Genomic DNA, 15196 nt, shown 5'->3' with positions numbered 1-15196 from the left:
GTTGGGCCATGGCGGCGGCGAAGGTCGGGCAGCGCAGGCTCCCGGGCGGGATGTCGGCCGGCTCCAGGGGTTCGGCCACCTCGTCGACCCGGGGGCCGACCTCGGCGGCGATCGGCGCCAGCAGGTCCAGGTCGAAGCCGTAGAGCCGGGCGGCGTTGCCGCCGACCATGGCCTGCACCTCGCTCGGGTCGACGTCGGCGAACGCCAGGCGCAGGTGCTCGTGGCTGTAGGGCCAGCAGCCCTCGCGATGCGGGAAGTCGCTGCCCCACATGATCTTGTCGACGCCCACCGCGTGGCGCATCCCGACCTCGTGCGGCCGGATGAAGCTCGCCCCGACGTGGCACTGCCGGGCCCAGTACTCGCTGGGCTTCAGGCTCAGCTTCGCCATCACCTCGGCGCCGAAGATCGCCTCCTGCGAGCCGGTCGCGGCGCGCATCCGGGTGGAGTAGTAGTCGAGCGTGCCGAGCTGCTCGGGCAGCCAGGCGGTTCCCTGCTCGGTGAACACGAACTGCAGGTCGGGGTGCCGTTCCATCACCCCGGCGTAGATCAGGTGCCACAGCGTGCGGTGCGCCCACCAGGTCACCTCGACCAGGAACATCACCTTCGCCTCGGCGTAGGGCCCGTAGTCGGGTGCCGCGCTGCCGCTGTGGTGGTTGACGGGCATGCCCAGCTCTTCGCAGACCGCCCACAGCGGCTCGTAGTCGGGGGCGTAGAGCGGCGGGACGCCGCTGCCGGGCGGGGCGCCCGGCAGGAGGATGCCGCCCGTGAGGCCGTGCTCCCGGGCCCAGCGCACCTCCTCGACGGCCCGGTCGACGTCGTGCAGCAGGATCTGGGCGATGCCCGCCCGTCGCCCGGGCGCCGCCGCGCAGAACTCCGCCAGCCAGCGGTTGTGGGCGTGGAGCCCGGCCCAGCGCAGGTCGAGGTCGCCGGCCGTCGCGGCCGGTGGTTGGTGCAGCAGCGATGAGGTGGGGAAGAACGGCGGGACGGTGTTCGGGAAGATCACCTCGGCCACGACCCCGTCGGCTTCGAGCTCGTCGAGGCGGCGCCGGTGGTCCCAGTTGCGGCTGGCTCCGTGGTCCTGGAGGTCGTCGTAGGGGTTCTCGAACGCGGCCCGCCAGCGGTCGAAGTCGTCGAGGTGCCGGCTCTCGAGGTAGGGCCGGTAGTCGGCGACGTCGCCCCCGCCATGGCAGTCGGCCGAGATCACGGTGTAGCGCTCGTCGGTCAATGCTCCCCCTTCCCCCGTGAGACGGTTTTCACTTTCGTCTCATGGTCGAAGGTAACATGCCGCCATCGACACAGCAACGGTCACGGATCTCCGCCGACGGTTGATCGACGCCACCGAACAGGTCATGCGGACCAACGGCCCGCTCGGTGTGCGGATCGACGAGGTGGCGCGACTGGCCGGCTGCTCGCGCGCCACGCTCTACCGCCACGTCGCCGACAAGGACGAGCTGGTGCGCGAGGTGCTGATCCGGCTGGCCCGGGCCCGGGCGAAGCGGATGGAGCGCGCCCTCGCCCGCATCCGGGACCCCGCCGAGCGCATCGCCGAAGGCGTGCACCGCACGGTCGAGGCCGTGCGCGACGAGTGGTGGTACCAGGCGCTCGACGACCACAGCGCCGTGGCCCGCATCGGCGGCGGCCCGCAGGCGTTCGTCGCCCTGACGACACCGCTGGTGGGGCCGTTCCTGGAGGAAGCGGCGGCCGCCGGCATGCTGCGACCCGGCGTCACCACCGAGGACGCCACCGAGTGGCTGTGCGTGGTGACCACCGGCCTGCTCGCCGTCGACCTCCCGACCACCCGCAGCCGCGCCGAGCAGATCGCCTTCCTCCGGCGCTTCGTCGCCGATCCCCTGCTCCGCCGTCAGCCGTCGGCCGTCAGCCGCAGACCGGCGGCAGGGCCATGATCTCGGCCACCTTGGGGCCGAGGTCGTCGCCGGGCACCGACGTCGAGACCGCACCCGCGCTCTGCCCCCCGAGCAGGTACACCTCTCGCACGCCGCTCACGCCGAACGCATGCACGTCGTCGATCGTGTCGGTGTACGCGGCATCGATGACCACGCCCTCTGCCGCCAGCGCGATCAGGTCACTGCTCAACTCGGTGTACGGCTCGGGCGTCTGCGAGGTCTCGACACGGGTTCCCTCGACAGGGAAGCCGTTGCGCTCCAGCCAGCCCATCATCGCCTCCGGCACCGGCTGGTCGCCGATCATGTTCGTGCCCGGAAGGCCGGTCGAGTACAGGATCTCGTAGCCCCGCTCGTAGTAGGCCGTCACCAGCGCGGGTGCGTCGGCACGCGGCGTCGGCTCGTCCGACGGGTCACGCAACCACTCGAGCACCTCTTCCTTGGTCGCTGTGATGGTGCCGCTGGTGTCGAACACCACCATGTGCCGAACGCCGTCACACGGCGGCGACGCGGTCGACGGCGGGGCTGTCGTGTCGGCTCGCCCCGCGGGTGCGAGCCCGTCACCACCTTCGTCGTCGCCTCCGCTGCATGCCGCCATCCGCAACGCAGCCACCACTACCAGTGCCAATCCGCCTAGAGCCCGATCCCTCACAGTCGTCAATCTGTACTACCGATGACCGGCCCACAGCGGTGCTACCGCACGTGACCTGGGAACATGCCGTCGGGGACGGTCGGTCACATGGCCTTGAGGATGAGCTCCCAGCCGATGAAGTACACGACGACGAGCAGCGCGAAGCCGGCGACGATCGTGTGCCGGTGGTCGTCGAACACCTGCTTGTTGAAGGCGTTGTCGTAACCGCCGATCAGGCCCAGGGCCGACGCTTCGATGAAGGCCCAGATCGCCAGCACGACGATCCAGTAGACGATGGTGCTGCCGATCTCTTCACGCCAGAAGCCCCCGCCGTGGGCGGCGAACACCATGAAGTAGAGCATCGTGATGCTGAACAGGGTGTTGCAGCGGGAGGCGCGGGCGGCGGGCTTCGCCAGCTCTGCGGCCCGGGGATCGGCCTCGCCGCCGTTGGCGACGGTCTCGGCCGACCCGATGATCACCTTCTGCGCCCGCCAGATCACGCCCCACACGTTGAGCAGCATCGTGATGCCGAACAACATGCCGGTCATGATCGCCACGCCTTCCTGACCCTTGAAGAAGCGGTCGGCGTTGTCACCGTTCAGGCCGATGATCATCAGGCCGAACAGGAACGTCAGCAGGGCTGCGTACCGGAACCACCACAGGGCTCGCAGCGTGAGCTTGCGCTGGGCCTCGGAACGGGCCTCGGCCGACATCTCGGCGAACGCCGGGGTCTGCACGAAGTTGAAGAAGTACAGAAGCCCGATCCAGGTGATCCCCGAGAGGACGTGCGCTGCTCGCGAGAGCATCTCCCCGGCACCGGCTGACTCGAAGAAGTCGTTGAAGATCTCCACCGCTCCCCCATCTCTGTTGCGACGGACGGCAGGAATCTAACGCCTCCGTCAGGTTCACGCCTGGTCGACGTCGGCGTGGGTGGCGCCGCCGGAGAGGTGGCGGTAGCCGGGGCCGCGGTCGAACATCGGTGGGGTGCCGCGCTCGGCGGCGAGGCGGGCGCGCAGCTCGGTGGTGGCGGCCTCGTCGACGGTGGGGTCGCTGACGTCGGGGTCGACGAACACCACGCCGTAGTCGGCGGTGGCGGCGGTGGGGCTCACCTTCTGCTGGCGGACGTCGAGGGCGACGCGCCAGGGCTCGCGCTCGAGCGGGTCGCCCCAGCCGCCGCCCCCGGTGGTCTCGATCCGGATCACCTCGCCGGCGACGACCGGCTCCCAGTCACACAGGCCGGGCATGACCCGCTCGGCGGGACCATCAGGATCGATCGTGACCCGGAACGGCGCCCCGGCCCGACCGCCCCGCACGCCCCAGCACGACAGGATCGACCGGTCGGCCACCGACATGTAGCTGGCGTCCTCCAGGGCCCGGATCTCCTTGCGGTAGCCCAACCCGCCCCGGAACCGGCCGGCGCCACCCGAGTCGGTCGCCAGGCCCAGCGACTCCACCCGCACGGGGAAGCGGGTCTCGACGAACTCGACCGGCAGGTTGCGCGACTCGGGCACCACGTGGATGGTGTCGCTGCCGTCGGCGTAGTAGCGCCCGCCCGACCCGCCACCGAGGATCTCGCGGTTGAGGTACCACCGGCCCGACGCGTCGTACCCGGAGATCCCGGTGTAGCGGATCGTCTCCTGGTCGGCGGGCATGTAGCCGTCGACCGCCTTGGCGATCACCCCGGCGAGCACGCCCAGCAGGCGCAGGATCACGAACGTCCGGGCGTTGGTGGGCGCCGGGAACACCGGGGTGACGAGCGTGCCGGGCGGCGGGAAGCGGATGTCGATCAGGTCGACCACGCCCTCGTTCACGTCGAGCTCGGCCATGCGCTCGGGGGTGTCGGCGAGGTTCCGCAGGATCGGCGCCAGCCACTTCTTCAGGAAGTTGCCGCCGGCGTAGTCGCCGGCGTGGTTGATCGGGCCCTTCGCCTGGGGGCCGGTGCCGGTGAGGTCGAGCAGCAACCGGTGAGGGTCGGAAGCCTTGGTCAGCGTGATGCGCTGGCGGTGCAGGCGGGGCGACTCGACGCCGTCGTGCTCGGCGTAGTCCTCCCAGGTCCAGGTGCCGTCGGGGATCTTGGCCAGCAGCTCACGGCGGAAGGTCTCGGTGCACGCCGCGACGATCGCGTCGAAGCACGCCTCGACCTCGGCCCGGCCGAAGCGGTCGAACAGGTCGGCCAGGCGGGCCGCCCCCATCAGGCAGGCGGAGCACTCGGCGTCGAGGTCGCCGGCGATCGAGTCGGGCATCCGCGAGTTGCGGGTGAGGATGCGGATCACGCCCTCGTTGGGCACGCCGGCGTCGTGCAGCTTGACCGGCGGCACCATCAGCCCCTCCTCGAAGACCGACGTCGCCCGCGACGGCATCGACCCGGGGACCGCGCCGCCGATGTCGTCGTGGTGCCCGAAGGCCTGGACGAACGCCACCACCTCCCCGTCGTGGAACACCGGCACCGTCACGCACAGGTCGGGCAGGTGGCCGATGCCGCCCTCCGACAGGTACACGTCGTTGTGGAAGTAGATGTCGCCGGGGCGCATCGTCTCGATCGGGAAGTCGCGCACCACGGGGTGGACCAGCGCCGAGTAGGAGCGTCCGGTGAGCTTGCGCAGCCGGCGGTCGTGGATCCCGGCCCGGAAGTCGTGCTGGTCGCGGATCATCGGCGAGCGCGAGGTGCGCCCGATCTGGTCCTCGACCTCGGCCTCGACGGACGCCAGCGTCCCCTCGACGATCTCCAGCAGCACCGGGTCGACGTCGGTCACGTGGGTCCCTTCCTCTGCATCACCAGGGTCCCCAGGCGGTCGACCTCGACCACGACCCCGGGCGGCACCGGCACCGTCGAGCCGTACTCCTCGATCACCGCCGGCCCGGCGACCAGGTCGCCCGCGCCGAGCCCGGCTCGGTCCACGATCGGGGTGTCGTGCCACGCCCCGGCGAACCACGCCGGCCGCAACGACGAGGGCGTCACCTCTCCCGTGCCCGGAGCGACGGGCGCCAGCATCGGAGCGTCGAGCGGACCGATGCCGGTCAGCCGCACGTTCACCCACTCGACGCCGTGCTCGGGGCGGTCCCGGTAGGAGTAGCCGTAGAGCCGCTGGTGCTCGTCGTGGAAGCGGGCCAGCGCCGCGGCGGCCAGCTCGGCGTCGACCGGGCCGGCGGGCACGTCGACCCGCACCTCGAAGGCCTGGCCGTCGTAGCGCAGGTCGGCCGAGCGCACGAACCGCTGCTCGGACGGGTCGAACCCCTCGACCCCCAGCGCCGTCGCCGCCTCGCCCTCCAGCTCGGCGAAGACCGTGGCCAGGGCCGGGAGGTCGAGCGAGGCGTGGGCGCTGACGAACGTGCGCACGTCGTCGATCCGCACGTCGACCGTCAGCAGTCCGAAGGCGCACAGGTTGCCGGGGTCGGGCGGCACGACCGCGGCGGGGAGATCGAGGATGTCGAGCAGCCGGCCGGCCTGCAGCGGGCCCGAGCCACCGAAGGCGCACAGGGCCAGGTCGCGCACGTCGATCCCCCGCCGCACCGTGACCTGCCGGATGGCGTTGGCCTGGTTCCAGGCCCAGATCTCGAGGACGCCCTCGGCGCACGCCTCCGGCGACAGGCCCACGGCGGCGGCCAGGGTGTCGATGCCGGCGCGGGCCGCGGCGACGTCGAGCGGCATCTCCCCGCCCAGCAGGTGGGGCGGGATGCGCCCGAGCACCAGCGCGGCGTCGGTCAGCGTGGGCTCCGTGCCGCCCTGGCCGTAGCAGAGCGGCCCGGGGTCGGCGCCGGCCGACCGGGGGCCCACCTTGAGCGTCCCCTCGGGCGACACCCAGGCGATCGACCCGCCGCCGGCCCCGACGGTGACGATGTCGATCATCGGGACCTTGGCCGGGAACCGCCCGACGGTGGCGTCGGTGGTGAGCGACGGCGTGCCGCCGCGGATCACGGCGACGTCGGTCGAGGTACCCCCACCGTCGAGGGTCACCACCCGGTCGAACCCGGCAGCCCTGGTCACCGCGGCGGCGCCCAGGGCCCCGGCCGCCGGGCCGGACAGCACGGTCGTGATCGGCTTGCGGGCCGCCTGCCCGGCCGACGTCATCCCGCCGTTGGACTTCATGACGAAGAACGGCACGCCGGCCTGGGCCCGGGTGGCCAGCTCGGCAGCGAGGCGCTCGACGTAGGTGGCGACCGTCGGCTTCACGAACGCGTCGACCAGCGTGGTGACCGACCGCTCGTACTCGCGGTACTCGCGCAGCACGTCGGAGCTGATCGACACCGAGCACTCGGGGTAGACCTCGGTGAACACGTCGCGCACCCGCCGCTCGTGCGCCGGCTCCGCGTAGGAGTGCAGCAGGCAGACGCCGACGGCGGTGACGCCGTGGGTGCGGAACCACTCGGCCTGGGCCGCGGCGTCGGCATCGTCGAGCGGCCGCAGCACCGCGCCGGTGGCGTCGAGGCGCTCGGCCACCTCGCGCACCAGGTGCAGCGGCACGATGCGGTCGGGCTTCACCCAGAAGTACGAGTTGCCGTAGCCGTCGGGGACGCTCTGGCGGCCGATCTCGAGGAGGTGCCGGAAGCCCCGGGTGGTGAGGAAGCCGAGCCCGGTGACCTCGCCCTGCAGCAGTGCGTTGGTGGCGACCGTCGTGCCGTGGAACACGGAGGCGACGTCGTCCCAACCGTTGTCGTCGGCGGCGAGGGCCTTCTCGGCCCCGGTCAGGACCCCGACCGAGGGATCGCCGGGCGTCGACGGCGTCTTGGTGGTGGTGAGGGCGCCGGTCTGCTCGTCGAGCACGACGACGTCGGTGAACGTGCCACCGGTGTCGATCCCGACCCGCAGCCGGCCGCGGCTCACGATGGCCGCTCCAGGGGGAACGGCGCCTGAGCCTCGGCTTCGAGGACCTCGCGGTAGCGCCGGTACAGGGGGAGGTTCCGCTCGGCGAGGTGGTCGAAGCCCTGGCGGACCGACGACCCGGGGCTGATCGTGGCCATCGGGTCGACGCCGATCGTCGCCGAGACCCAGCCCGGCTGGCTGGTGCCCCGGGCCAGCACCTCGCCGGTCGGCCCGACGATCAGCGAGTTGCCGAAGTAGACCGAGTTGCCGGAGTCGACCCCGACCGCGTTGGGCGCCACCACGTAGACGTGGTTGTCGTAGGCGCGGGCCCGGGTGGTGAGCTCCCAGATGTCGGCGGCCCGGAGGAAGGCCGACGGACGCAGCACGACCTGCGCCCCCAGCCCGGCCTCGATGCGCACCAGCTCGGGGAAGTCGCCGTCGAAGCAGACGATGCACCCGAGGTGAGCCAGGTCGGTAGGCACGACGAGGACGTCGTCGCCCGCTGTGCCCCAGCGCCGCTCGCCGGGGAAGAGATGCGTCTTGCGGTAGACCCCGAGCACGTCGCCGGAGGGACCGACGATCGCCACGGAGTTGAAGACCACGCCCCGCTCCGGGCCGGCCTCGTAGGTGGGCCACGCCAGGTGGATCCCCAGATCGGCGGCGAGCTTCTGGGCGTCCTCGGTGAGCGGCCCGGGGATGGGCGCCACCAGGTCCCACAGGGCGCCGGCGTCGAGCCCCGGGCCCGGATCGAAGCCGGTGGTGACGGTCTCGGGCGCCACGACCAGGGCGGCGCCGGTGGCGTCCACGCAGCGCCGGGCCATCGCCAGCGCGGCCGAGACGTTGGCCGCGATGGTGTCGGGGCCGAGCGGCCCGGCGACCGGTGCGACCTGGAGCCCGGCGGCGACGAACGGCTTCATCGTCCGGCCCTCACCAGCGTGTCTGTCGCCAAGCGGCGGACCGCGGCGGCGAGGAGCGTCGAACCGACCGCGGCGAGGGGACCGTCGACCGTTCCCTCGACCGTGAGCGTGGTGCGGTCGGGGTCGGCCCGCACGACGACGTCGACCGTCCCGGGCTCGCCCGATCCGGCGATGCGCACGGCGTCGGCGTCGACCGGCACCACAGTCCCGGCCCACAGACCCCGGACGGCGGCGACCGCCACGTCGACCACGAGGCGCAGGCCGTCCGGACCGGGGGTCGCGGAGCGGCACCCCGGGATTGACGCGGCCAGCACCGCAGGGTCGGTGAGCGCGTTCCAACCTTCCGGGGGAGCCGGGACGGAGAGGTTGAGCCTCATGTCGGCCTTCTTTGAAGGGAAATGACCCCATACGGGGCGTTTTCCTTCAAAGAGTGCTCCTGGAGCTGCGCCCACAGCTCGGGTGGGGAGATCGGCATGCGCTCGATGCGTACGCCGACAGCGTCCTCGATGGCGGCGGCCAGGCAGGCCGAACCCGGGATGACGCCGGCCTCGCCGGCCCCCTTGATGCCCAGCGGGTTGAGCGGCGAGGGCGTCTCGAGGTGCGCGATCGCCATCGGCGGCACCTCGCTGACGTACGGCATCAGGAAGTCCATGAAGGTGGCGTTGTTGAGGTTGCCCGCGTCGTCGTAGACGAGTCGCTCGAGCAGCGCCCCGGCGACGCCCTGCGCCACCCCGCCGTGGATCTGGCCCTCGACGATCATCGGGTTGATGAGCCGCCCGCAGTCGTGCACCACCGCGTAGCGGAGCACGTCGACCGTCCCCGTCGCCCGGTCGACCTCCACCACCGCGGCGTGGATCCCCGACGCGAACGTCGAGCGCACCGGCGAGTAGTAGTCGCGGGCCTCGAGGCCGGGCTCCTCGTCGTCGGGCACCGGCGCCACGTCGGGATCGGCGGGCGCCGCGAACTGCGTGGCGGCCTGGGCCTCCTTGGAGAACGAGTAGCGCAGCGGGTTCGACAGCACCGCCACCTGGGACAGCGGGATGCCCCGGCTGGGCGTGCCCCGCACGGAGGCGATGCCGCCCGCGATCTCGATGTCGTCCGGGGCCGCCTCCAGGGCGTCGGCGGCGACGCGGACAGCCTTGGCCCGCACCGCCCGGGCCGCCAGGGCCACCGCGTTCCCGCTCATGACCGCGGCCCGGCTGGCGTAGGTGCCGACCGCGTAGGGGAACCGGCGGGTGTCGCCGGTGGTCACGTAGACGTCGGCCATGTCGACCCCGAGCTCGTCGGCCACGATCTGGGCCAGCACGGTCTCGTGGCCCTGGCCCTGCGACGTCAGCCCGGTGGCCACCATGACCCGGCCGTTGGTCTCGACGTGCACGTGCCCACCCTCGTAGGGACCGACGCCGGTGCCCTCGACGTAGCAGGCCAGCCCGATGCCCAGGTGCCGACCCTCGGCCGCCGCGGCCTCCTGCTCGGCGGCGAACCCGTCCCAGCCGACCAGCTCCTTGATCCGCTCCAGTGCCGCCGGGTAGTCGCCCGAGTCGTAGATCAGCGGGCGCCCGTCCTGGAACGTCATCTGGAGGTCGTAGGGGAACTCGTCCGGGCCGATGAGGTTGCGGGACCGCACCTCGGTGCGATCGAGGCCCAGCTCGGCGGCGATGCGGTCGACCGTCCGCTCCATCACGAAGCAGCCCTGCGGCCGCCCGGCACCCCGGTAGGGCGTGCAGGTGACCGTGTTGGTGTAGAGCGAGGTGAACGTGACCCGGTAGTGGCGGTGGCGGTAGGGCCCGGGCAGCTGGGTGGCGGTGATGATCGGCAGGACGATGCCGTAGGGCGAGTAGGCGCCCGTGTCGTGCCAGAACTCCACCTCGAGACCGAGGATCACGCCGTCGTCGTCGAACCCGACCCGCACGTGGTGCTGCTGGCCCCGCTCGTGGGTGGCCGACACGAAGTGCTCGTAGCGGTCCTCGACCCACTTGACCTCGCGGCCCAGCAGGCGGGCGGCCCACGGCACCAGCACCTCCTCCGGGTACGGGTGCAGGACCTTGGTCCCGAAGCCGCCGCCCACGTCGGGGGTGATCACCTCGACGGCCACGTCGGGCAGTTCGAGGATGTTGGCCACGGCGGCCCGCACGCCGGTGGAGGTCTGGGTCGAGGTGCGGATGCGCAGGCGCTGGTCGTCGGCGTCCCAGCGGGCGTGGACCCCGCGCCCCTCCAGCGGCGACGACAGCGAGCGCTCCATCGCCAGGTCGAGCTCCAGCATCCGGGGCGCGGCCGCGATGGCAGCACGGGCATCGCCCAGCTCCTGGGTGGTGACGGCGGCGACGTTGCCGGGCACGTCGTGGTGCACCAGGTGCTCGGCGCGGCGGGCGGCGTCGAGGCCGACGACCGCGGGCAGGGCCTCGTAGTCGACGACGATGCGGTCGGCCACGTCCTCGGCCACGTAGCGGTCGACCGCCACGACCATGACGATCGCCTCGCCGACGTGGTTCACCTCGCCGTGCGCCAGGGCGTACTGGGTGCGGGGTTGCGTCAGGTCGGGGTGCGGGATCAGCAGGGGCAGCGGATCGGCCAGGCGTCCCGGCAGGTCGTCCCACGTGTAGATGCCCACCAGCCCGTCGACGTCGAGGGTGTCGGCGACGTCGACGCCGGTGATGCGGGCGTGGGCGTACGGGCTGCGCACGAAGGCGACGGCGAGCGCGTCGTGCCCGGCGTCGTCGAGGAACCGGCCGGTCCCGGTGAGCAGGCGCTGGTCCTCGCGGCGCTCCACCCGCTCGCCGAACCACTGGGTGGTCACGGGCGGGCCTCCTCGACGTCGGCCGGTTGGGCCAGCAGCTCGGCGGCCCGGCGGACCGAGCGCACGATGTTGACGTAGCCGGTGCAGCGGCACAGGTTGCCGCCCAGGGCCTCGGCGATCTCGTCGTCGGACGGGTCGGGCTGCCGGGCCAGCAGGTCGGTGGCCAGCAGCAGGAACCCCGGGGTGCAGAAGCCGCACTGCAGGCCGTGGCACTCGCGGAAGGCCCGCTGCACCGGGTCGAGCTCGCCGCCCGGGCCGGCCAGGCCTTCGACCGTCGTGATGCGGGCATCCTCGGCCATCACCCCGAAGGTCAGGCACGACCGGACCGGCTCGCCGTCCAGGAGCACGGTGCAGGCACCGCACACGCCGTGCTCGCAGCCGACGTGGGTGCCGGTGAGCCGCAGGTCGTGGCGCAGCATGTCGGACAGCAGCCGCCGGGCGGGCACCCGGGCCGACCGGACGACCCCGTTGACGGTCACCACCACCTCGTGCGCATCCCCGTGAAATTGCGTCGATCCGCCCGCCATAGGCGGGTTTTCGAACGCAATTTGCCTCGGGGAGGGGGCCGCGGGGCGGAGGTGAGCCCGTTCCCGCGCCCGGGCGACGCCGCGGACCGTGAGCGTGGCCGCCAGGTGCCGCCGGTACTCGCCGCTGGCGTGGATGTCGCCGGTCGGGTCGAGCGCCGCGGCCACCAGGTCGTAGACCGTGCCGTCGGTGAGGGCGGGGGTCAGGTCGACGACGACCGGCGTCGGGGCGCAGGACAGGTAGGCAGCCCGCCCCCCGATCGGGGTGCCGTCGCCGTCGACCGACACGGCCAGGACCACGCCAGCCAGGGCATAGTCGCCCTGCCGGCGGGCCAGCTCCTCGACGGCCCAGCCCGTGCCGGGCGCCAGCGCCGGGAACGTGGCCGCCACCACCAGCTCGTCCGGATCGAGCGTCGTCATCAGGGGCCCGTCGAACAGGTCGGCGGCCCCGACCGACCGGCGGGCCAGGGCACCGCCGCGCCACGCCACCGCCTCGACGCTGCCGTCGAGCAGCGCCAGCACCGCGGGCAGCTCGGCGGCCGGATCGGCGTGGGTCAGCGAGCCGCACACCGTCCCCCGGTTGCGGATCACGCCGTGGGCGATCCACCCCGTGGCCTCGACCAGCAGCGGATGGGCGGCCGCCACCGCCGGGTCGCGGAGCAGCCGGGCCGTCCGCACGGTGGCGCCCACCTCGACCCCGCCGTCGCCGATCGCCAGCTCGTCGAGCCCCGCCACGGCGTTGACGTCCACCAGGTGCTCGGGGCTGGCCAGACGGAAGTTGAGCAGCGGCACCAGGCTCTGCCCACCGGCGATGACCTTGGCTCCGTCGCCGAGGTCGGCCAGCAGCCGCGCCGCCTCCTCGACCGTGCCTGGCCGGTGGTAGGTGAACGGCGGCGGCTTCACGGAAGCTCCTGGGCGAGGGCGTCGAGCGCGGCGGTGAAGCAGGCGAGCGGTGGGCGGACCAGGCCGGCACCGACCTGTCCGGTGCCCGCCACCCGGCCGGCCATGCCGGTGTTGATGATCGGCGTCACCCCCGTGCGCACGACGCGCAGCACGTCGATCCCGAAGGGCACGCCCCGGAACCCGAGCGTGGGCAGGGCCCAGACCGGGTGCTCGCTCAGCGTGAGCTGGTACATCAGCTCGGTCCAGGCCGCCGCGTCGCCCACCTGCCCGCCGACCAGCTGCACGATCGCCGGGGCGCCCGCCATGGCGAACCCGCCCAACCCGACCGTCTCGGTGATGGCCGAGTCACCGATGTCCGGGTTGGCGTCGTCGGGGCCGAAGCCGCCGAGGTAGAGCCCGTCCGGCACGGCTGCGGGAGCGGTGAACCATCGGTCGCCGGTGCCGGCCACCCGGATGCCGAAGTCGGTGCCGTTGCGGGCCATCGTGGTCACGACCGTCGATCCGGTCACCCCGGCGCCGGCGTCGGCCACCAGCTTGGCCGCCCCCATGACCGCGTTGAGCAGGAAGTGGTCGTTGCCGGCGACGAAGGCCAGGACGTCGGCGACGTCGTCGGCGGGGTGCCCGCCGCCGCCCGCGCCGTCGATGCTGCGGACCAGGTCGGGGGCGAGTGCCCGGACCAGCAGCGACGTGCCGGCACGGTTGCGGTTGTGCCCCTCGTCGCCCATGGTCAGCATCGAGGCGATCACCGTGGTCATGTCGAGCGGCCCGTGACGGCGCAGGCCGGACGCCAGCACCGGCCCGAGGACCCGCTCCATCCAGCGCAGGCGCTCGATGACCGCGTCGTCGAAGGCCCCGTACCGCAGCACCTTGCCCAGGCCCTCGTTGAGGGTGCTGCGGCTGGTGCGGCCGTCGGCGTCGTCGAGCACCCACATCGGCATCGACGGGCTCACGATGCCGGCCATCGGCCCCACCGCGGCGTGGTCGTGGCACGGCGACAGCTCGATCGACCCGGAGGCGGCCAGGGCCTCGGCCGACTCGGGCGTGTCGGCCCAACCCTCGTAGAGGCAGGCGCCGACGATGGCACCCCGCAGCGGGCCGGACGCCGCGTCCCAGCCGATCGGCGGACCGGCGTGGAGCAGCTGGTGACGATCGATGCCGACCACCTCGGCGGCCGGCGCGACGTCGACCAGCCGGGGCCGGACCGCGCCCATGCGCTCGACGGCGCTGCGGTTGGCCTCTGCGACCTGGGACTCACGGGTCACCGCCGTCACCGCGGCGGCCGACGACGCCGGTGGCGGTCGCCACTCGACGGGCACGGTCGCCACGCCCTGGGCCGCGAGGGCCTCGTCGAGGATCGGCGCGCCGACGGTCACGACCGTCCCGGGTGCCTGGAGGAGGCCGTTCATGCCCGGCTCCCGACCGTCGCGGCGGCACGGCGGGCGGCGTGGGCGTTGCTGCGGTGGACCCAGGCGCCGGCAGCGACCAGGGCGTGGGCCTGCTGCTCCAGGCCCTGGGGGTCGCCGGCCGTGCCCACCAGGGTCACGCCGACGGGAACGCCGGCCTGCTCGATCGCGGGAGCGAACACGGCGGCGGGGTCGGGATGGGCGCCGTGGCCGAGCACGACGTCGAGCAGGACCACCCCGGCCTGGGCCATCGCCAGCCGCTCGGCGACCGGCGTCGGGTCGATCATCGGGTGGGGGCGACCGACCGTCAGCTCGTCGTCCCCCAGGTCGAGCAGGACGTGGTCGCCGGCCGGGTCGTCGTCGGGCCCGATGCGCCGCCCCGGGTCGGGGTGCACGTTCGAGCGGACCGGACCGACCAGCTCCTCCAGGATCCCGATCGCCTCGATGCAGTGCGTCCCCCCGCTGTAGAGGCCCAGGATCGGGCCGGGCCGGGGCTCCGGCGCCGGTCCCCACCACGAGCGCTCGCCGAACGTCCGGCCCAGCAGGTCGCTGATCCTGGCCGCGGCCTCGGTCAGCGTGGGAAAGCCGGGGCCGACCATCGCGAGCACCACCGGCGTGCGGCAGGCCGCCGCCGCGGCCGCGACCCGCTCGGCCACGGCCGGGTCGGGCGGCTTGGACACGACGGCGATCACCTCGACAGCCGGGTCGTCGTCGAGCATGGCCAGGGCCGCCAGGGTCGACACCCCGCCGACGGCCGCCGACAGGTCCCGTCCCCCGACGCCCAGCACGTGGCGGACCCCGACGCCGGCGCCGTCGAGCAGCCCGCAGAGCTGCTGCGCCCCGGTGCCCGAGGCGGCCACGAGACCGACCGGGCCGGGCACCACGACGTTGGCGAAGCCGAGCCCCACCCCGCCGAGGATCACGGTGCCGCAGTCGGGCCCCATGACCAGGACGCCGGCCTCGGTCGCCTCGCGCTTCAGGGCGACCTCGTCGGCGACGTCGACGCCGTCGCTGAACACCATCACGTGGCGGCCGGCCCGCACGGCGGCGACCGCCTCGACGTAGGCGTACCGGCCGGGCACCGAGACGACCACCACGCCGGCCTCGGGAGCGCGGGCCAGCGCGGCCTCGACCGTGTGGGACGGCACCGCTGCGCCGCCGTGGGCCGCCGCGGCCGGCCGTTCGGCCAGCACCCGCTCGACTTCGGCCACCGCGGCCTGCGCCGCCGCGTCGTCGTCGGCCTGCACGGCGACGACCAGGTCGTCGGGCGTCACCTCGGGCAGCGGGAAGCCGCCGTCGGCGAGCAGGCCCAGGTTGAG

General features: G+C 73.3%; 12 protein-coding genes. 1 reads left to right on the top strand and 11 read right to left on the bottom strand.

Translation table 11 applies throughout. The annotated features are described in order from the left end of the window. Window positions 1-1225 (bottom strand): amidohydrolase family protein (locus VK611_08855; GenBank protein HMG41427.1); only part of this gene is annotated, 1225 nt, incomplete at its 3' end. A 100-nt stretch (window positions 1226-1325) separates the two neighbouring features. Here VK611_08855 and VK611_08850 point away from each other — a divergent pair. Continuing rightward, window positions 1326-1904 carry a TetR/AcrR family transcriptional regulator gene (locus VK611_08850; GenBank protein HMG41426.1) on the top strand — a complete coding sequence of 193 codons (579 nt, stop codon included), beginning with the start codon at window positions 1326-1328 and terminating at the stop codon, window positions 1902-1904. Here VK611_08850 and VK611_08845 read toward each other — a convergent pair. The 10 genes from VK611_08845 to VK611_08800 form a co-directional block, all read right to left on the bottom strand. Next, window positions 1876-2382: a hypothetical protein gene (locus VK611_08845; protein HMG41425.1), complete on the bottom strand. Its 507-nt coding sequence runs from the start codon at window positions 2380-2382 to the stop codon at window positions 1876-1878. The genes VK611_08850 and VK611_08845 overlap by 29 nt on opposite strands. 254 nt (window positions 2383-2636) lie before the next feature. Further along, the gene (locus VK611_08840) at window positions 2637-3383 is read right to left on the bottom strand and encodes a hypothetical protein (protein ID HMG41424.1); all 747 of its coding nucleotides are present in this window, start codon (window positions 3381-3383) and stop codon (window positions 2637-2639) included. 54 nt (window positions 3384-3437) lie between these two features. Continuing rightward, entirely contained in the window at window positions 3438-5285 is a 1848-nt protein-coding gene (locus tag VK611_08835; protein HMG41423.1) for a hydantoinase B/oxoprolinase family protein, read from the bottom strand. Beyond that, complete coding sequence (locus VK611_08830; GenBank protein ID HMG41422.1) at window positions 5282-7354, bottom strand: hydantoinase/oxoprolinase family protein; 2073 nt, start codon at window positions 7352-7354, stop codon at window positions 5282-5284. Before VK611_08830 ends, VK611_08835 begins: the two co-directional genes overlap by 4 nt. Continuing rightward, window positions 7351-8250, bottom strand: coding sequence for a carbon-nitrogen hydrolase family protein (locus VK611_08825; GenBank protein ID HMG41421.1), 900 nt, complete (start codon window positions 8248-8250; stop codon window positions 7351-7353). The genes VK611_08830 and VK611_08825 overlap by 4 nt, the downstream gene beginning before the upstream one ends. Continuing rightward, a complete protein-coding gene (locus tag VK611_08820) occupies window positions 8247-8627 on the bottom strand; it encodes an SRPBCC domain-containing protein (protein ID HMG41420.1) in 381 nt (126 codons plus the stop codon). The genes VK611_08825 and VK611_08820 overlap by 4 nt, the downstream gene beginning before the upstream one ends. After that, on the bottom strand, window positions 8624-11047 hold the full coding sequence (cutA, locus tag VK611_08815) for an aerobic carbon-monoxide dehydrogenase large subunit (protein HMG41419.1): 2424 nt from the start codon (window positions 11045-11047) through the stop codon (window positions 8624-8626). Before cutA ends, VK611_08820 begins: the two co-directional genes overlap by 4 nt. Next, window positions 11044-12474, bottom strand: a complete 1431-nt coding sequence (locus VK611_08810) for an FAD binding domain-containing protein (protein ID HMG41418.1) — start codon at window positions 12472-12474, stop codon at window positions 11044-11046. The genes cutA and VK611_08810 overlap by 4 nt, the downstream gene beginning before the upstream one ends. Then, window positions 12471-13880, bottom strand: a complete 1410-nt coding sequence (locus VK611_08805; GenBank protein HMG41417.1) for a DUF1116 domain-containing protein — start codon at window positions 13878-13880, stop codon at window positions 12471-12473. Before VK611_08805 ends, VK611_08810 begins: the two co-directional genes overlap by 4 nt. After that, window positions 13877-15196: hypothetical protein (locus VK611_08800; GenBank protein HMG41416.1), on the bottom strand; the 1320-nt coding region annotated here is incomplete at its 5' end. The genes VK611_08800 and VK611_08805, both read right to left, overlap by 4 nt.

This window comes from Acidimicrobiales bacterium, from assembly GCA_035316325.1.
In the GTDB taxonomy this organism is placed as follows: domain Bacteria; phylum Actinomycetota; class Acidimicrobiia; order Acidimicrobiales; family VFJN01; genus DASXTK01.
Note: the sequence above shows the minus strand (reverse complement) of the source record. Positions and strands in the feature narration are given on the sequence as shown.